The organism is Paenibacillus canaveralius, from assembly GCF_047238265.1.
Taxonomy (GTDB): domain Bacteria; phylum Bacillota; class Bacilli; order Paenibacillales; family NBRC-103111; genus Paenibacillus_F.
In genome coordinates this window covers 5,653,218-5,671,860 of the sequence record NZ_JBDFMM010000001.1, presented here as the reverse complement: position 1 = coordinate 5,671,860, position 18,643 = coordinate 5,653,218, and the positions used below count along the sequence as shown (strand labels likewise).

Annotated in this window: 17 protein-coding genes; 12 read left to right on the top strand and 5 right to left on the bottom strand. The window is 54.1% G+C overall.

The features are described 5' to 3' along the window. Positions 1-69: 69 nt before the first annotated feature. The 8 genes from ABC395_RS25620 to ABC395_RS25585 all read left to right on the top strand — a co-directional run bounded on the left by ABC395_RS25620 (position 70) and on the right by ABC395_RS25585 (position 10,891). Positions 70-1,980 carry a family 20 glycosylhydrolase gene (locus ABC395_RS25620; protein ID WP_413006528.1) on the top strand — a complete coding sequence of 637 codons (1,911 nt, stop codon included), beginning with the start codon at positions 70-72 and terminating at the stop codon, positions 1,978-1,980. Positions 1,981-2,406: 426 nt separating this feature from the next. Continuing rightward, positions 2,407-3,537: a hypothetical protein gene (locus ABC395_RS25615; RefSeq protein WP_413006527.1), complete on the top strand. Its 1,131-nt coding sequence runs from the start codon at positions 2,407-2,409 to the stop codon at positions 3,535-3,537. 20 nt (positions 3,538-3,557) lie between these two features. Continuing rightward, positions 3,558-5,117 (top strand): glycan biosynthesis hexose transferase WsfD, encoded by a 1,560-nt coding sequence (wsfD, locus tag ABC395_RS25610; protein ID WP_413006526.1) that lies wholly within the window; start codon positions 3,558-3,560, stop codon positions 5,115-5,117. Then, a complete protein-coding gene (locus tag ABC395_RS25605; protein ID WP_413006525.1) occupies positions 5,095-6,645 on the top strand; it encodes a hypothetical protein in 1,551 nt (516 codons plus the stop codon). Before wsfD ends, ABC395_RS25605 begins: the two co-directional genes overlap by 23 nt. 10 nt (positions 6,646-6,655) lie before the next feature. After that, the gene (locus ABC395_RS25600) at positions 6,656-7,909 is read left to right on the top strand and encodes a glycosyltransferase family 2 protein (RefSeq protein WP_413006524.1); all 1,254 of its coding nucleotides are present in this window, start codon (positions 6,656-6,658) and stop codon (positions 7,907-7,909) included. A 46-nt stretch (positions 7,910-7,955) separates the two neighbouring features. Then, positions 7,956-8,666, top strand: coding sequence for a cellulose biosynthesis cyclic di-GMP-binding regulatory protein BcsB (locus tag ABC395_RS25595; RefSeq protein WP_413006523.1), 711 nt, complete (start codon positions 7,956-7,958; stop codon positions 8,664-8,666). Further along, positions 8,569-10,047: a cellulose biosynthesis cyclic di-GMP-binding regulatory protein BcsB gene (locus ABC395_RS25590; RefSeq protein WP_413006804.1), complete on the top strand. Its 1,479-nt coding sequence runs from the start codon at positions 8,569-8,571 to the stop codon at positions 10,045-10,047. The genes ABC395_RS25595 and ABC395_RS25590 overlap by 98 nt, the downstream gene beginning before the upstream one ends. Continuing rightward, positions 10,037-10,891 (top strand): diguanylate cyclase domain-containing protein, encoded by an 855-nt coding sequence (locus ABC395_RS25585; RefSeq protein ID WP_103995497.1) that lies wholly within the window; start codon positions 10,037-10,039, stop codon positions 10,889-10,891. The genes ABC395_RS25590 and ABC395_RS25585 overlap by 11 nt, the downstream gene beginning before the upstream one ends. A gap of 166 nt (positions 10,892-11,057) precedes the next feature. Here ABC395_RS25585 and ABC395_RS25580 read toward each other — a convergent pair whose 3' ends face one another. Continuing rightward, a complete protein-coding gene (locus tag ABC395_RS25580; protein WP_413006522.1) occupies positions 11,058-12,260 on the bottom strand; it encodes an MFS transporter in 1,203 nt (400 codons plus the stop codon). A gap of 197 nt (positions 12,261-12,457) precedes the next feature. On the opposite strand from ABC395_RS25580, the gene ABC395_RS25575 reads away from it, so the two are divergent. The 4 genes from ABC395_RS25575 to ABC395_RS25560 all read left to right on the top strand — a co-directional run bounded on the left by ABC395_RS25575 (position 12,458) and on the right by ABC395_RS25560 (position 15,817). Next, a complete protein-coding gene (locus ABC395_RS25575; protein WP_413006521.1) occupies positions 12,458-12,862 on the top strand; it encodes a winged helix-turn-helix transcriptional regulator in 405 nt (134 codons plus the stop codon). Positions 12,863-12,889: 27 nt separating this feature from the next. After that, positions 12,890-13,183 (top strand): ArsR/SmtB family transcription factor, encoded by a 294-nt coding sequence (locus ABC395_RS25570; RefSeq protein WP_413006520.1) that lies wholly within the window; start codon positions 12,890-12,892, stop codon positions 13,181-13,183. Between the two features lie 173 nt (positions 13,184-13,356). Beyond that, positions 13,357-14,376 (top strand): NADP-dependent oxidoreductase, encoded by a 1,020-nt coding sequence (locus ABC395_RS25565; protein WP_413006519.1) that lies wholly within the window; start codon positions 13,357-13,359, stop codon positions 14,374-14,376. A gap of 139 nt (positions 14,377-14,515) precedes the next feature. Further along, complete coding sequence (locus ABC395_RS25560) at positions 14,516-15,817, top strand: aldehyde dehydrogenase (protein ID WP_413006518.1); 1,302 nt, start codon at positions 14,516-14,518, stop codon at positions 15,815-15,817. Positions 15,818-15,891: 74 nt separating this feature from the next. On the opposite strand, the gene ABC395_RS25555 is transcribed toward ABC395_RS25560, so the two are convergent. The 4 genes from ABC395_RS25555 to ABC395_RS25540 form a co-directional block, all read right to left on the bottom strand. Further along, positions 15,892-16,350, bottom strand: coding sequence for a hypothetical protein (locus tag ABC395_RS25555; protein ID WP_413006517.1), 459 nt, complete (start codon positions 16,348-16,350; stop codon positions 15,892-15,894). 131 nt (positions 16,351-16,481) lie between these two features. Beyond that, positions 16,482-16,709, bottom strand: coding sequence for a sulfurtransferase-like selenium metabolism protein YedF (yedF, locus tag ABC395_RS25550; protein WP_009675875.1), 228 nt, complete (start codon positions 16,707-16,709; stop codon positions 16,482-16,484). After that, positions 16,699-17,913 (bottom strand): selenium metabolism membrane protein YedE/FdhT, encoded by a 1,215-nt coding sequence (gene yedE, locus ABC395_RS25545; RefSeq protein ID WP_413006516.1) that lies wholly within the window; start codon positions 17,911-17,913, stop codon positions 16,699-16,701. The genes yedF and yedE overlap by 11 nt, the downstream gene beginning before the upstream one ends. Positions 17,914-18,107: 194 nt before the next feature. Then, a complete protein-coding gene (locus tag ABC395_RS25540; RefSeq protein ID WP_413006515.1) occupies positions 18,108-18,638 on the bottom strand; it encodes a PadR family transcriptional regulator in 531 nt (176 codons plus the stop codon). Positions 18,639-18,643: the final 5 nt, after the last annotated feature.

Here is an 18,643-nt window from a genome sequence, read left to right as displayed (position 1 = left end):
TCTTTATGCCCATACAAAAAGAGACCGGCGAAGCCGGGAACAGGAAAACAATCGGGGAGGAAACCGCTAATGAAATTGCGTTTCGAAGGAGATTTGACAGGTCTGCAGCCGGGTCTTCAGGTATTGCTGCAGGAGCTTTCCGTCACGGAGGGCGAAGACGGATTGAAAGTTGCCGTGGAGCCGTCTTCCGGCGATTTGGAAGTGGGCCTGGAGCAGGGATCGGCTTACATCCGTTACGGACAAAAGCACCAGTTTTACCGCGCGCTCGGCCTTCTTGTGCAGCACGGACGCGGGGGAGAGGCGTTCAGCATCCGGGAGAAGCAGCATCTGGACGTAGTCGGGCCGATGTTCGACTTGTCCCGCAACGGTGTGCTGACGATTGAAAGCTTTAAATTCATGATCCGCAAAATGGCACTGATGGGCATGAATACGGTCATGCTGTATCTTGAGGATACGTATGAGATCGAAGGACAGCCGTATTTCGGCTATATGCGCGGGCGCTACACGCAAGCGGAATTGAAAGAGATCGACGATTATGCGGATCAGTTCGGTATCGAAGCGTTTCCTAGCATCCAGACGCTTGCCCACCTGGAAGAATTCCTGAAATGGGAGCCCGTCAAGGAATACAAAGACACGAAGGGCGCTCTTCTGGTCGGCTACGACAAAACGGACGAGCTCGTCGAGAAGATGATCGATGCGGCCAGCGCTCCGTTCCGCAGCCGTAAAATCCACATCGGCATGGACGAGGCGGAAGAATTGGGCCGCGGCAAATATTTGGACAAGAACGGGTTTACGAGCCGTTTTGACATTATGATTTCCCACCTGGATAAGGTGCTGGACATGACGCGCCGCCGCGGACTGAAAGCGATGATGTGGAGCGATATGTTCCTCAAGCTGGCTTCCGGCACGGGCAGCGAGCATTACAACAAGGATACGCAAATTCCGGCTGAAATGGCCGCCCGTATTCCCAAAGACGTCGACCTGGTGTATTGGGATTACGTCCATACCGAAGAAGAAGACTACGAAAGCCAGATTGCCCAGCACGCTCCGCTCGGCTGCAATCTCGTCTACGCCGGCGGCGTCTGGGTGTTCAACACGTTCGGCGTGAACTACGGCTTGTCGCTGAAAGCGACCGACGCCGCGCTGCGCGTGAACAAGAAGCACGGCATCCGTGAAGCCTATGCCACCATGTGGGGCGACGACGGGATGGAGAGCAACCCGTACATCGCGCTGCTCGGCCTGCAGTTCTACGCGGAGCACGCGTATACGGAGGGTTCCCCGGACTGGGCAGTGCTCGCCGAGCGTGTGAAGTTCTGTACCGGCCTAGAGGCGGAAGCCTATCTCCAGATGAAATATCTGGACGAGACGCCGGGCTCGGAGCCCGACAACCGCAAGCAGAGCAACCCGTCGAAGTTCCTGCTGTATCAGGATGTGCTGCTCGGCTTGTTCGACAAGCAGATTGAGGGTCTGGAGATGTCCGCCCACTACGCGAAAGTGGAGCAGGACATCCGCAGCAGGCGCAACCCGGCCGAGGCGCTCGATTATATCTTCGACGTGCCGGAGAAACTGGCCGGCGTGCTGAAGCGCAAGAGCGAGATCGGCATCGAACTCAAGCGCGCGTACGATACGGGCGACAAGGATACGCTGAAGCGTATCGCGGAAGATGTGCTTCCGGAGATCGCGGAAGCGGTGCGTGCCCTGCGTGCCGCTCACAGAACCCAGTGGCTGAGCATGTTCAAGCCTTTCGGATGGGAAATCATCGACATCCGGTACGGCGGCGTGTTGAGCCGTCTGGACACGGCTTCCGTCCGGCTTCTGGACTATGCCGAAGGCCGGATCGGCCGGATCGAGGAGCTGGAGCAGGAACGCCTGCTGTACAGCACGTCTAACCGGTTCACGAACAAAGGCGTCGGCTGGTGCAGCTTCTACTACCGGATGGCGTCGCCAAACGTCTTTTTCCACGTCATGAATCCGTTCTAAACCGGACGCCGGAATCGGCAGCCCGCAAGGATCGGCCGGAAGACCCTTCCCCTTTCAGGGAGGGTCTTCTTTTTTACGGGAAACCGGGCGGACAGGTACATTCCTGTCTCATGGTTGGCCACCGTCATGTGACGCCGGGCACCTTGCGCCGGAAGTTACGAGCGGTGCGGGTTATGCTTCTTTTTAAAGGAGTCGGCTGCCGCGTTATAGAAAGCGTTTCGGACGAAAGCCGTGCATGACGGGAAACCGTGATTGCGGCTTTTCTTAATGTCGCCTTATGTCAAATTTAATAGAAGGGGCATTGCTTTGATTTGTGACTTTGTGGCAGTATTAAGAAGTAGAATATTTTGGCAAGAAAAGCGGATTTTAAGCGTGAACATAGATAACGGCGATTTAGAAGAATACCTACATTAAGGAAGTGAAGGCTTGAAGAAAGGAACTTTGATCATGCTCGGTGTCATTTTGTGTCTGATTTTGTTCCTGACGTTCAACCGGAAGACGGATGAAGCTTCCCCGATGCCGGTCCCTTCGGGAGAACCGGCCGGGCAGAATGGAAAAATCATCAACGTGCAGAATGAACGCGAGGCGTTGTATGCTTTTATAAAGACCCGCATGACGGGTCCATTCGGCGTGTTTACGAACTTCAAAGAAACGGATGAAGCCGGGGAAGCGGCCACGGGCCGTGAAGTGCTGAGCGAATCCGCTTCGCTCCAAATGAGGGAAGACGCGCGGTCCGGCCGGAAAGAACAATTTGCGCAGCATTGGGCGCTGGCCAAGCAGACGTTTGATCTGAAGCAGGGCTTCAGCTACCGGTACAGCCCCAAGCGGCAGAAGAAATATCCGCTCAACGCGGCCGTGGACGACCTGCGGATCATCCGGGCTCTGGCCGAGGCGGCCAAAGCCTTCGACGAACCGGATTACGCCAAGGAAGCGGAGAAATACGGCAAGCGGTTTTACGAGACGAACGTGAAGGACGGCAAACTTTACGATTTTTACGATGAAACGTACGGGATTACGAACAAGTTCGTAACGCTCTGCTATATCGATCTGCGGACGCTCGGCATGCTGCCTGTGCCGGATGCTTCAAGACAAACGCTCCTGGATCATATGAAAGGTCTTATCTCAAAAGGGTATTTGTCCGATGCGTTTCCTTTTTACGAAACACGGTTCGATTACGAGAAGAACGCCTATGTCTCTGAGGAGATCAATATGGTGGAATCTCTGCTGACGGTGCTGCATTTGGCGGAAGCCGGTGAACCGAATCCGGCTTCCATCCGTTACATCAAGGAGCACGTACAAGCGGGAACCCTGTACGGCCGTTATACGAAAGACGGCAAGCCCGCGAACCAGGTGCAGTCTACGGCGATTTACGCGATCACGGCGATGATCGGCTCGGAGATCGGCGATGCCCCGCTTTATCGGGACAGCATTCAGAGAATGAACGCCTATCAGGTGAAAGACGAAGGCAGCCCGCTTAACGGAGGATTCGGCGATACCGCATCCGGTCAGGCTTACTCCTTCGATAATCTGATGGCTTTGCTCGCTTATACTTACTAACACGAAAGAAGGTGATCCGGATGACGACGGAAAAATCCATCAAAGAGCGTATTCTGCAAGGATTTATGCTGGCGGGACGCTATGTTTCCCCGGCTCTGCTGGCCGCTTTGGGTGTTCTGCTGATCACCGGCTTCGCCTTATTTGTTCCTCCGTATATCGGAGTAGCCGATAACGGGGACTTTTTCCGCAGCATTTACAGCGAGGGCCTTTATTTCAATCTGCCGGATTACGACAGCCAGCGCTTCGGCTATTTCGTCAAGCAGTACGGCATTTACCAGTACTTTAACGAAAACGGCACGACCATCGTGTCATCCCAGTCGCTCTTCATTAAGGCGGCGCTTCTGTTAAACCAGCTTCTGTTCAGCTCGGTTGTATTCGACATCCGTTTTCAGGCGCTGCTCTTTACGCTGCTGCTGACGGCCGCCGTGTATTTGCTGGTGGAAGCTCTGACCTGGAAAATAGCCAGGAAACACGGCTACCTCATTGCTCTCCTGGCTATTTTTATGTTCGGTGACACGGGCTACACCGCCTATTTCAATTCCTTCTTCGGCGAAAGCATCGTGTACGTGATGATGCTGTTCGTCTTTGCGTCCTGGCTGCTTTTGTACCGCAAAAGATACAACGATTACGCGCTGCTGGCCCTGTTCGTAATCAGCACGCTTATCCTGACGACGTCCAAGCAGCAGAACGCCCCCGTCGGCCTTATCGTCGCCTGCATGGCGGTGGTTCTCCTGTGGATCCGCAAAGAGAAGCTTTTCCGGCTGTTGACGGCGGCCTCGCTGGTTTTGCTGTTCTTAGCCGGGGTGGCGACTTACGCCATGATTTCCAAGGAGTTCGTGAATATCAACCAGTATCACGCCATGACACGCGGAGTTCTGATGCAGTCTGAAAATCCCGAAGACACGCTGAAGTCGTTCGAGATCGACAAGCAGTACGCGATCCTGAAAGGGAGCATTTTTTACGAGCCCTACGCTACCGTAGACGTGAATTCACCCATGCTGGAAAAAGATTTCTACAGCCGCTACGGGTTCGTTTCCATTCTGGCCTATTATGTCACTCATCCGGATAAGCTGCATTCCATCTTGAATGTGGCGGCCAAGGATGCTTTTACGATCCGGCCTACGGCAATGGGCAACTACGAAGCCTCCGCCGGAAAACCGTTCGGGACGCACGCGGATTTCTTCTCCGGCTATAGTGTGATGAAGAAAGGCTTGTCGCCCAAAACGTACGGTTTCATCGTGATCTGGATCGTAGTCATCGTCGGCCTGTACATGCCTTCGTTTGTCGCCGCTTTCCGGGCCCGCGACCCCCGGCTTGCCCAGCGTCTCCTACTGATCGTCACGATGATTTTTATCGGTTTGGCGGGCATTCTGGTCTCGATCATCGGGGCGGGGGACGCGGACCTCGCGAAGCACGAATTTCTGTTCACGGTCGCGTTCGACCTCGTCACGTTTATGGCGGTTGCGGACGGATTAAGCCGCCGCCTGATGCGCAATCACGACTATGCGGACGGAGCGGACGAAATCCGCACCTCAGCCGGGAAAGGTGGGAACGCGCTTGCGCAGCATCCAAGCCTATAAAATCAGCCTGCCGGTCCTGCTCCTGCTCGTCCTCGCGCTGCTCCCTCTGCCGCCCGTGTCCGCTGCCGGCTCCCAGCCCGTCAAGGTGCTGCTGCTCTACGACAGCCTGGCCAAAGGGACGCCGCGCGAAGGCAATGTGACCGTGCTCCGGCAGCTTCTGGCCTCTTATCATGCGGAGGTGACCGTATCGAGTATCGACCGGTACAAGCAGGGAACGATGCAGGCGTACACCAACGTCGTTACCGTCGTCAACGACGGGGATATCCGGATAAGCAGCCGGGCGTATCTGGACGACTTGGCCGTTTATCCGGGCGCTTACCTCCATGCGGGCTATCAGCTGCCTCCGGCGGTCCGCGACAAACTCTCCGCCGCAACGGAGGAAGTCAGCCGCGACACCGCCGAGATTGCCGCGGACAAGCGGACGCAGCCGAACGTCCCCGTCCGGGATATCGAGGTGCTGACGCAGACGGGCGGAAACACGTACGGCTCGATTACGCTCAGCGGAAGCGGACGCAAGACGCCTTTCAGCGCCGAGGCGGGCGGAACGGCGTACGTCCCTTATTTCCAGAAAGGCAATTTGAGCGAGCTCGCCATGGCTTCCGTGCTGAAGAAATGGCTTCGCATAGAAGAGGACGGCCAAGCCTATGTGGTTCTCAAAGAGATCTATCCCTTCTCCGACTTGGATCTGCTTGAAGAGACGGCGGATCGGCTGTACGGAGCGGGAATTCCTTTTGTAATCAGCATCCGGCCCGTATTCAACAACACCGACTTCCCGGCCATGCAGCGGTATGCGGAAGCGCTGAAATATGTGCAGACCCGCAACGGAAGCATTCTGGTCAACGCTCCGGTCGTGCTGGACGGAGTAAGCCGGGAGGGCGGCGACTTGCGGCAGAAGATGAGCTGGTTTATTTCCGTCCTCGTGAAATACGGAGTGGCTCCGCTCGGAGTCGGCACGGAGATGTACTGGGCGTATGACAAGGAATACGCGAAGTCCGGTCTCGGCTTCTTCGATTCCGCGGTACTTTTTCCGGATGTAAAGACGCTGTACATCGATCCGTCCGATACGTCGAAGCCTTTCACGTCCGCCCCGTACAGTATGCCGATGGGCTTTCTCCGGCAGTTCGGCGCCGCGGACCGGTCGGTACCCGCCTTCCCGATGGATACCGCCGTCGTTTATGACTTTTTCGGGAGCAAGCAAGAGATGGAAGAAGCTGTCGGAACGCTGGGCTCCTCCGGAATCCCGTTCGCGGATTATAAAGCCGGAAGCCATGAGGTGAAAGCGGGAGACATCGTCGTCGCATCCTCACGGGGAGCCGTCACGATCAACGGCAGTCCGGTCAATACGGAATATACGCCCCAAAAAATCAGCGCCGATTATGAATACGAGAAGAAACAGCAGCAGAGCCTGGCAGGGGCAATCAGCGTCCAAAACCGGATTTTTATCATCATTATTATGGTGTCCCTGGTTGTCTTCGGAGGTTTGATCGTGGTCGGATATCGTCTGTACCGCAAAAAATATTTGAAATAAGGAGCTCTCCATGACTATCTCAGACTACCTGATGGTGATAGCGGTCTTGTGCATCTGGTCCCTTCTTCTTGTTAACGTTCTGCTTATTGTCGCGGGCTACTTTTATTACGTGCAAACCGAAAGAGAGCCTATACCGGACATTCCGGCGGGAGAAGAACCTTTCGTCACGATTATGGTCCCGGCTCACAACGAAGGCAAAGTGATCAGCCAGACGGTGGAAGCGCTGCTGGCCTTCGATTACCCGCACGACCGGTATGAAATTATCGTCATCAACGATAATTCTTCGGATAACAGCGCGGAGCTGCTGGCCGGCATCCAGACGAGGAACCCCGGACGCAACCTCATTATCATCAATACCGACTCCGTAACGGGAGGCAAGGGGAAATCCAACGCGCTCAATCTGGGTTTCGCGCAGAGCAAGGGCGAGCTGATCGCCATCTACGATGCCGACAACACGCCGGAGAGAAAAGCGCTGCGGTACCTGGTGGCGGAAATCACGAACGACGCTTCGCTCGGAGCCGTTATCGGCAAGTTCCGCACCCGCAACCGGGACGTGAATCTGCTTACGCGCTTCATCAACATCGAGACGCTGTCGTTCCAGTGGATGGCTCAAGCCGGCAGGTGGAAGCTGTTCAAGCTGTGCACTATTCCGGGCACCAACTTCATTATGCGGCGGCATATCGTGGAGAGCATCGGGGGCTGGGACGTGAAGGCGATCGCCGAGGATACCGAAATCAGCTTCCGGATCTACATGATGGGCTACCGCATCAAATTCCAGCCGAAGGCCGTCACGTGGGAACAGGAACCGCAGACCGTCAAAGTGTGGTTCAAACAGCGGACCCGCTGGGCCAAGGGCAACATTTACGTGATCGTAAAGAATTGCAAGCTGCTCTTTCATCCCGAAGCGAAGAGAATCCGGTTCGATATCCTCTATCTGCTGTCGATCTACTTCCTTCTGGTGACGGCGCTATTGACCTCCGATGTTCTGCTTGTGCTCAATGCACTGGGTTATGTACATACGACTATCGCAAGCTTCAGTACGTTTTTGTGGCTGCTGGCGGTCACCCTCTTTGTAGTAGGCACTTATGTTACGTTAACCACCGAAAAAGGTGAGATGAACCTCTCCAATGTCTGGATCATCATGCTCATGTACGTATCCTATTGCCAGATGTGGATGGCGGTCGCCGCTTACGGCCTTTATCACTATTTCAAAGATCAACTTTTCGGCCGGGAAGTAAAATGGTATAAAACCGAACGCTATTAAGGCGCTTAGGAAGTTTTTAACGAAAAATCGAGTACAGGAGAATTCCATGATGACTATGAAAAAATGGCTGCTGTTCATCTGCCTCTTATCGATATTCGCGGCCCAGTTCGGTCAGGGCGCCTCGGCTGCTCCCGCGAACGGGGAAGCGCGTACGTATCAGACTCCGTTCACCGAAAGCGAAGCATCGTTATCTGGTGCCGTAAGTTCCAGGCAGAAATATTTCGAGCTGATGGACTATTGGAACGTCGAGACTGTCAAAATCAATCTGGACTATCAGGCCACGCAGCTGGCGAAAGAACTGATATCCAGTGTCACTTTATCCGTAAACGGCCATGCGTTTCATTCGTTCCGCCCTGTGGCCGCCGATAACGGGCGCCAGCGTCTTTCGGTGTCCGTGCCGAAGGAATGGCTGAAGAAGGGCAGCAACATGCTGGAGATCGCCGGATACATCCGCACGGTCGATAACGAAGTGTGCGCGCCGGACGATGCGCCCGATCACTGGCTCAGCCTGTTCACGACATCGAGTATCGATGTGGCTTACACGAACGCGGGAGCTGAAAGCGGCCATCAACGACTTCAGCCACCGTTTCGCGGGGCTGGATACGGTCGGCGCCGGGCAGAGCGTCCTGGCGGTACCGGACAACGGCGATCCCGCCGAGCTGGAGACGGCCGTATACGCGCTCTCCGGATTCGCCAAGGCCAAGAAAAACGCGGACAAGGATATCCCGCTGCTGCCTTACCGGGCCGATGTGCTTAAGGACAAGCAGGCGGTTGTCCTCGTCGGGCTCTACGACCGGCTTCCGGAAGGAATCAAGGGACTGCTGAGCAAGCAGGATTACAACACGAAGGCCGTCGTCCAACTGGTGAACAAGGATACGCAGCCGACGCTGGTCGTGACCTCCCAGAATCCGAAGCTGCTCGTTCAGGCCGGCCGTTTCGTCGCCAATCCGTCCCTGATGGAACAGACGGACAGCGACCTCAAGATCGTCGAGGAGAGCACCGATGTGGCGACGCCTCCCGTTTCTTACAGCACCCAGGTGACGTTCACCGAAACCGGTGACGAGTTGAGAGGGCCGGGCCATCAGGAGAAGAGCTATTTCGTGTCTCTGCCGACGAACCGGTCCATTGCGGATGCCGGTCAGATTACTCTCGACTTCCGGTATGCCCAGAATCTTGATTTCAACCGCTCCCTCGTAACGGTCTCCATTAACGGCATCCCGATCGGCAGCAAAAAACTGACGAAGGAAATGGCTAACGGAGACAAGGCTGTTTTCGCTATTCCGTCCAACGCCGCGGTATCCGGCAACTTCTCCGTGACGGCCGCTTTTGACCTGCAGATGGTCAGTGCCGCCTGTACGCAGAACGGAAATCAGACGCCTTGGGCCTACCTTACGAAGGATTCCATGATCAATTTCAAAACGAAGGACCGGACGGATATGCTGTTCAACAACTATCCGTATCCGTTCCTGCGTGACGGAGTGTACAACCGCGTGGCGGTCGTGCTTCCCGAAGCGAAGGATGACTACACGTACCGTTCCGTTTCGAATGTGTTCAATCTGCTGGGCCAATATGCCGCCGGCAACACCGGAGACGTCCGTTTTTACAAGGATACGGCAGGCTCGGACGAGCTGAAAGATTCCAATATTATTGCCATCGGCACGTTTATCGACAACAAGCTTATCCAGGAAAACAACAAAAATCTGTACTTCAAGTACGACCCTAAGGGCGAAGGCATTCTGTCCAACGAAAAAATAAGCATAGAAACCGAGTACGGAAAACGGCTGGGGACGCTTCAGCTTCTCGCGTCGCCTTTCCATGCGGGCAACGGTTTTCTGGCCGTAACGGGAGCCCGTGCCGAAAACTATTATCTGGCCTCCAAGCTTATCGCTAACGAGAACGCCAAGTGGAAAGTATACGGAGACGGCGTCATGACCGATAAGGACGGCAGTGTCGGCGCCTACCGGTTCAAGAAAGAAGCGGGCGAGGGAGATCAATCTCTGGTGAAAGACGTGCTGCAGCGCGGCGACGTTCTCGGTTTCCTTGTCGCTTTCGTGCTGGTCGCCGCTCTTGCGATTCTCTCGCTCATCCTGCTGATCCGCAAACATTTGAAGAAGAGAGGTGGCCGCGATGAAAGTTAATCGTAGTTCGCTTCTGTCCGACATCGCTTTCCTGGTGCTGCTGGTGCTGTGCAACGTCTGCGTCGCTTTTACCGCCGGGGACCCGAACAGGTATGTGGAAAATCTCATTTTCCTCAACCTTGCTTTCTTCTTTGTAGTCGTCACTTATTTCACGACGGTCACGGCAGGGCTTATTCTGAACATCGTGTTCATTTTCGGGTACGGGACCTACATTCTGTACGAGACGGTAACCCGCGGGGAGACCATCGGCGTATCGACTTACTTCTGGCTGATCATGACGCCGGTGCTGACCGTGGTCATCTGGCTCTTTACGACCGCGACGAGGCAGCTCCAGGCCGAGAACGACGATCTGCAGAAGCAGAAGGCCCGGCTGGCGACGCTGGACGAGCGTACGGACCTGAAGAACAGCATCGCGTTCAGAAAGGATGCGAGTGTGTTCGCGGGGATTTCGACCCGGTATAACATTCCGCTGACGCTGCTCGTCATCAAGGTGAAGTACTGGAACGAAATCCGCCCGCTCATCGGCGACGAACAGCTTGCGGAAGCCATTATCGACGTCTCCAAAATCAGCCAGGCCAGCATCCGCACCAATGATGCCCTGTATTTGCTGGACAAGGAAGACGCCACATGGGGGCTGCTGCTGTTCACCGACCGTGACGGAGTCAAAGTCGTGATGGAACGGATCAAGCAAAGCCTGGAGGAGTTCAATACCCGGGATTTTGCCCAGAAATACAAGGTTGACCTCAGTTTGAAAATGGGCGCGGTCCAGTATCAGGCGGACACGATCCATTCACCGATCGACTTTATCGTCCAGGCGAAGAAACAACTGGAGTATGACGTGTAGGAAAATGAATAAAAGCGGCACGCCGGGTTGTTCAGCGTGCCGCTTTTTTTGTATAGAGGCCGGTCTTCGGGGAGAGATTGATTCTTACCGCCGGCAGCCCGGAGTGAACGAGGTACAAGCGGCTGGAAATATACAGAGTGGCGGATCAGACGGCTTGTCAGTTCGGTTAATTCAAGACCTTATCCCGAGAAGACGTTCTGCCTTCAAGGAGCAGGCTCCAGCCGGTCAAAACAACGGCGGCCGTGACCATGATGCCGCCTACCCAAGTGGTATGGATCAAGCCCATCCGTTCGGTGACGACACCGCCCAGGTAAGCGCCGATGGCGATCCCGGCATTGAACGCCGCGATATTGATCGCGGATGCGACATCAACCGCCGCGGGAACGTAGCGTTTGGCGAGCGTCAGCACGAAAACTTGAAGCCCGGCCACGTTCATAAAGGCGAACAGCCCCATCAGAAGAACGGTAATCAGTCCGGCTGCCTTGTACGGGGCCGTAAAAGCAAGCGCGAACAGGACGACCGCCTGCAGAAGAAACATGACCAGCAGGGCGGGCAGGGGCTTGCGGTTCGCGGCTTTACCGCCGATTACGTTGCCTGCGGCGATTGCGATTCCGTAAACGAGAAGAAGCAGGGTGACGGTATTCTCCGCGAAACCGGTAACGTTATGCAGCAGCGGAGACAGGAACGTGAACACGACGAAGGTGCCGCCGTAGCCGAGCGCAGTGATGATGAACATCAGAAGCAGCCTGCCGTTCGTCACGAGCTTCAGTTGATCGCGGAATGTGGTGCGGACACCCTTCGGTAGTGTGGAAGGGATGAGCATGCTGTTCGCGATGAAGGCGACGACGCCCACAAGGACGATGGCCGCAAAAGCGAGCCGCCATCCCCACTGCTGGCCGATGAAGGTACCGATCGGCACGCCGGTAATGGTTGCCACGGTCAAGCCCGTGAACATGATGGAGATCGCGCTGGCGCGGCGGTGTTCGGGCACGAGATCGGCCGCGATGGTCGAGCCGATGGACATGAAGACCCCGTGGGCCAGCGAGGAGACGATACGGGCGGCAAGCAGGACGCCTATGGTCGTCGCTCCGGCCGCCAGGCTGTTGCCGATGATGAAGACGACCATAATCCACAAGAGCAGCGTTTTCCGCGACATGGTGGACGTCAGGGACGTCAAGATCGGGGCGCCGAGCGTAATTCCCAGCGCATACATGGAGACTGTAAGCCCCGCAGTCGTCAAAGATGTCTGCAAATCCTCCGCAATCAGAGGCAGCAGCCCGACGCTGATAAACTCGGTGGTACCTATGGCAAATGCGCTAATGGCCAGCGCCAGTAAAGCGAGCGTGCTTTTTTGTGAATCGGCAGTCATGAATCTCTCTCCTATCGGTTCAGAATTCCGGGTATAATTGGAAGTCTGTTATTTGTACCAGCGGTATGGTGTATTCTATCCGGTGAGTGCTATTATGGGGGATAGAGTCCCGTGTGAAAAGAACGTACTTTTAAGTATCATAGGTACCTGCGGGTACCGTAGTATCTTTGGGGTAACCTATAAAGGGAGGCCGAAACATGACGACAAAAAAGAAATACAACATACCGGTTGAAGCTACACTGGAGATTATCGGGGGAAAATGGAAGTGTGTAATTCTTTGCCATCTGACGCACGGAAAAAAGCGCACCAGCGAGCTTAAGCGTCTTATGCCGTCGATTACGCAGAAAATGCTCACCCAGCAGCTGCGCGAATTGGAGGAAGACGGAGTAATCAAAAGAACGATCTATCAGGAAATCCCGCCCCGTGTGGATTATGAGCTCAGCGAATACGGGTGGGGGCTGCAAAAAATTCTCGATTCTCTATGCGCTTGGGGAGAGAAACATATTGTTAAAGTATACGGAGACAAGTCGGCTGTTCTGGAAGACAGCTTTTTAAACGACAAAAGCTTCGAAGAGGCGGAAGAGGCGATGAAGTTGACATAACATAGGAGAGAGGACTAAAATAGTTTTATGACTATCGAACAATTAACTGTGGAAGACGAGCAGCGGGTCAAGATTTTTAAGGCGCTGGCCGAAGTGAAGCGAATCGAAATGATCCGGTATCTTCATCGTCATGAACGCAGCAATACATGCGGCGAAATCGGCGAATCCGTAGGCATGGATAAATCGAACGTATCGTATCATTTGAAAATTTTGTATGAAGCCGGCCTTATAAAAGTGATCCGCAACGGCCAGAATAAAACGAGCGAACTGCGGAGAGACATGTTTCATCAGTTTTTGCCGGGTTTCTTGGACAGTTTGTAAAATTGCCGGGAAACCTGAGTTTTTCGGCCCAATAGTTGTATAGTTTTAAAACTATCAAAATCGGGTAAAAAATAGGTCATGTCCGCTTTTCTCTGGTGCAGCTAGTTTGTGCGATAGTTTTATTATTTATTAACCATAGTTCAATAAAATTACCGAGAAATGAGTGAATTTATATGCCGATGAATAAACAAATCGTACTCCGTTCACGTCCCGAGGGGATGCCGACCGTTGATAATTTCGAATTCCGGGAAGTTCCCGTATCCGATCCTGCCGAGGGCCAAGTTGTCGTTCGCTCGCTGTATCTGTCCGTTGATCCATATATGAGAGGCAGAATGAACGACACTAAATCTTATGTGCCGCCTTACAAGCTGGACGAGCCGGTCAGCGGCGGGATTGTCGGGGAGGTCGTGTCCTCCCATTCGGAGCAATTTCAAGCCGGGGACAAAGTGCTGGGTATGCTCGGCTGGCAGCTGTACAACACGGTAGACGCTTCCTCCGTCCGCAAAGTGGACGAAAACCTGGCCCCGCTTTCCGCGTATTTGAGTGTCCTCGGACTGACGGGAATGACGGCCTATTTCGGTCTGCTGGATATCGGCAAGCCGAAAGAAGGCGAAACCGTCGTCGTGTCGGGTGCGGCCGGAGCGGTAGGCATGATGGTGGGACAGATCGCGAAGCTGAAAGGAGCACGCGTCGTCGGTATTGCGGGCTCGGACGAGAAAATCTCCTACTTGGAGAAAGAGCTGGGTTTCGATGCCGCGGTTAACTATAAAACGGCGGAGAACCTGGATGAAGCGATAGCAAAAGCTTGCCCGGGCGGAGTCGACGTATACTTTGACAACGTGGGCGGACAAATTTCGGATGCCGTGATGAAGCAGCTGAACGATCATGCGCGCATTCCGCTTTGCGGCGCCATCTCCTCCTACAACAGCACGGACGGCGACCTCGGTCCCCGGATTCAGCCTCAGCTCATCAAGACCCGGTCTCTGATCCGGGGCTTCGTTCTGAGCGATTATTCTTCCCGTTTTCCGGAAGCCGGAGCGGATTTGGGCAAGTGGCTGTCGGAAGGCAAGCTGAAGTACGAGGAAACGATCGTGGAAGGCTTTGATAACGTCCCCAAAGCGTTCTTGGAGCTTTTTAAAGGAACCAATCTCGGTAAAATGCTTGTAAAAGTAAGCGGGACGGACGGAGAATAACGGAAAACGGCAGCCGTTCAGCGAGGATGGAAGCGGAGGCGGCCATCAAACCGCATGAAAAAAAGAAGTAACGAATGGCGGGGGACTATGTGTCCTCCTCCTCTCGTTAGACGGGAATATAGAAAAGGAAGTGTTGGAGATGGCAGAATACAAGGCATTGGTTGCACGACAGCGGACATTTTTTCTTACCGGACAAACGAAAGAGATGGAGTTTCGTATCCAGGGGCTGAACAAACTCCAAGACGCCATTGGGAAGCATGAGAAAGATTTGCTTGCCGCCTTGAGGAAAGACTTGAACAAGTCGGAAGCGGAGGCTTATTCCTCCGAGATTAGAATCGTCCTGGAAGAAATCCGGTTCACGCTGGAAAATCTTTCGTCGTGGATGTCACCGAAACAGGTAGATACGCCGTCTTTCCTGGGCGATGCGACCAGTGTCATTTACCCGGAGCCGTACGGGGTGGCGCTTATCATATCGCCGTGGAACTATCCGTTCCAGCTTGCCGTTGCGCCTCTGGTAGGGGCGATGGCTGCGGGCAACTGTGCCGTCCTTAAACCTTCGGAGTTTACTCCGGAGACATCACGCATGCTTGCCAAGCTGGTTCGGGAAAACTTCCCGGAAGAGTACGTTACCGTAGTCGAAGGGGAAGTGGAAGCGAGCACGGCGCTGCTGAAAGAAAAGTTCGACACGATCTTCTTCACGGGCAGCACACCGGTCGGCAAGGTCGTCATGGAAGCCGCGGCCAAACATCTGACTCCGGTTACCCTGGAGCTTGGAGGCAAAAGCCCCTGTATCGTCCACGGGGATGCCGATCTGGAATCGGCCGCCAAACGCATCGCGAGGGGCAAATTCCTGAATGCGGGGCAAACCTGCGTGGCACCGGACTATCTCCTTATTCAGCGGGAGGTAAAAGATGCCTTCCTGGGCGAACTGAAGACCGCCATTCATGCCCTGTATGGCGAGGACATTACGCGGAATCCGGACTTCCCCCGCATTGTGACCGAAAAGCATTTCAATCGTCTGAGCGCCTTTCTCAGCGACGGGGAGCTTGTTTTCGGCGGAAGAACGGATGTCTCCCGGCTGTTTATCGAGCCGACGATCCTGGACTCCGTTACGTGGGAAGATCCGGTGATGCGCGATGAAATCTTCGGTCCGATTCTTCCGGTCCTGGTTTATGACGACCTTTCCGAGGCGCTGGACAAAATCACGAGACGTCCGAAGCCTCTTGCGCTCTATGTTTTCTCCGAGAACACCGAAGTGCAGGACCGGATTCTCGGCAGTGTTTCGTTCGGCGGAGGCTGCGTCAACGAAACGCTGGCGCATCTCACATCGCCTTTCCTTCCGTTCGGCGGTGTTGGCGAGAGCGGAATGGGTTCGTACCACGGCCAGGGCAGCTTCGATACGTTTTCACACAAGAAAAGTATTTTGAAGCGCAGAGCGTAGCGCAAAACGATAAAGAAAAACCCTCCGGTTCCGCATTTGCGGGTCCGGAGGGTTTTTGCGTTGGTGGCTTGCTTCTAGTAGGTGAAGAAGGACAAGGTATAAGGAGCACCTCCGTATTGGGAGGAGTCGTGCCCATAAACTTTAAAATAGACGGTGTCGCCAGGATAAATGGGGCTGAAGCTGACACTATCTTCTATCCCGTTACCGTGGTCACTGGCTGTTGTCGTAACTTCGTAGTTGTTACTTTGAGACAAAATTTGTATAACTTGCAGATCATAATTATTGTTCGAAGGGCTGTAAAGATGAACGGAAGCGCTGCTTATCCTACTTCCCGTGTTGTTGGTCCATGCAAAATAATCAACATCCGTACTGTCGGAAATAGTCTGCACGGCGGCTGAATTGGGAGAAATAGCGATTGCGGTTCCGCGGGAGTCTCCCACTCCGTCACTTGCAAAAGCCGATTGAGATCCTACCAGTAATGCTGAAGCAATAACACCTAAGGATAACAGATTTTTTGCGTATCTTTTTAGCATATGATCTCCTCCAACCCTTATTTTAGGAACTTTAAGCTCCATAGTTATAGACAGGTTGAAGAGTAAGAAAGTTACAATATTTGTTAAAAATATTATTTTATTCAAGTTTCCTGTTGGCAAAGGCCTGTTAGTTAGGCCCGGATATACAGCGTAAACTCCTGGCCGTCTCTGACCGGCTCCTGGGCCATCGTATAACCGTGCTTCACCACTTCTTCCGGCACGTTGCGGAAGGCGGCCGGGCAGTCTGCAATCACCTGCAGAAGCTGCCCTTTTTTCATGTCGCGAAGGGTTTCCAGTGTATAAATGACGGGATAAGGGCAGGATTCGCCTCTGATATCGAGTGTGTAATCAACGGACATGGGTAGTGTCCCCTTTCTTGAATCCGGTTCCGAACCGGTAGTTTTTCTGCCAGTAAGCGGCCACGGCGAATCCGGCGGCAAGCAGCGCGAGCGTGGCGAACAGGGCGCCGTAAGGGCCCATGAGCGGGATCAGGTTAATCTTCGAGCCGCTCTTGGCGAACAGGTTGAAGACGCCGAGATGGTCCCAGGCGTAAGCGAGAGCGGTCGCTCCGATAATGTTGCCGATAAATACCGGCAGAAAGACGACCTGGCCTTCCATCAGCCGGTACATCATGCCGGTCTCGCAGCCCCCTGCAAGCACGATGCCGAGGCCGAACAAGATTCCGCCGACAAGTGTGCTGGGCGCGGCGATTTTGGTGATGGGCTCCAGCCCGTAGACGAGAATGATGACCAGCGTGGCCACGGAGCTTATCGCCATCCCTGCGGTAATGGCTTTGGTCATGGTGGCGCGGCCGCTGATCCAGAGATCCCGGAAAGCCGAGGTGAAGCAGATCTGCCCGCGTTCGATCAGAATACCGAAGGCTGCGCCGAAAATCGCCGCTGTGCCCAGCATGCCCTTGCCCGAGGCGAAGAAATAAACGATGAGCGCCGCGTAAGCGAGTGCAATCCCCGCCCCCACGTAGGGCTGTACGATCCGTTTCTTCTCGGCTGAAGGAGAAGCGGCCGTATTGCCCTTGCTCAGCACGGGCTTGCCTTTCCACCAGGCCGTGTTCACGACCTTCACGCCGAGATAAGTGCCGATCGCGGTAGCCGCGATGAAGATCCAGGAGTGCAGCGAGAACTGCGGCACCCCTGTGAAGAAGGCGGCCAGATTGCACCCGAGGGCCAGCCTTGCGCCGAAGCCGGCGATAATTCCTCCGGCAAACCCCTGCACCAGGCGGCGTTTTTGCTTCGGAATGCGGATTTTAAAATTGTTGCTGAACAGAATCATAACGAGAGCGCCGATAAACATTCCCCAGACGATCCAGCCATCGGTACGGCTCAGCGTAGTCCCGTTCATGCCGACCAGCTTGAAATAAGCCCAATCCGACACATCCACGCCGAAAAGCTGAAGAATGTGTCCTCCCAGACGCGTGAATTCTCCGGTTACTGCCCAGACGGTTTTCGTAATGCCGAAGTACAGAGCGCTTAACACACCGGCCAGACCCATGGCGATATAAGGACTCCAGTAATGAGTGAAAATCTTTTTGATGGTCCCCTGCATACTTCTTCTAGCCCCTAACTCTAAGTAGTCAATCTTATTCCTTGCTCATTTGCTACCATCCATTTTACTACACCCTCCCGGATAATGGGGCAATCCCCTTCTATAAAATGCCGTGAAACACAAAAAACCAGGGCAAAAGTTACTTTTGCACCTGATCCGATTTGTGACTTTATCCGTTTCATAAAAGAAATCCGTTACCGGCTGTCGTTTTTGACGAAATCAAGCAGCTTAACCAGCCACTCCGACTCCAGCTTCATCCGGTTATGAACATAATCCTGAATGAGATGAACGCTCGGCGGCGTTTTGTCCTTAAAGGCTTCCCAATCCTGATTCTGCTGCTCGCTCCGGTTCCTCATCTTGTCTATAACTTCCTCGATCAGAAAAATAAGCTTGTTCTTGTCGGCATGCTGCAGAAACAAGGTAGACGAGTAGAGCGATTCAACTCCGGTGAAATTCCGGAAACTCGCGTAGATTTCCTGCTCCAGAAACTCGCGGCCTTTCGGAGTAATTCCGTACGTCGTTTTTTCGGGGCGGTTGTCCTCGCGGATGACTTCCCGTTTTTCGATATAGCCCTTTTTCAAGAGGACGTCAAAATTGTAATAAAGAGTTCCGTCGTTGATCTTGTGAACGTCCTCTATGTTGTTCTTCTTGAACATTTTCTTTATATCGTAAGGGTGGTGATTGCCTTCGCATAAGATTCCCAGAATAAAAATCTGCAGTGACATCGGAA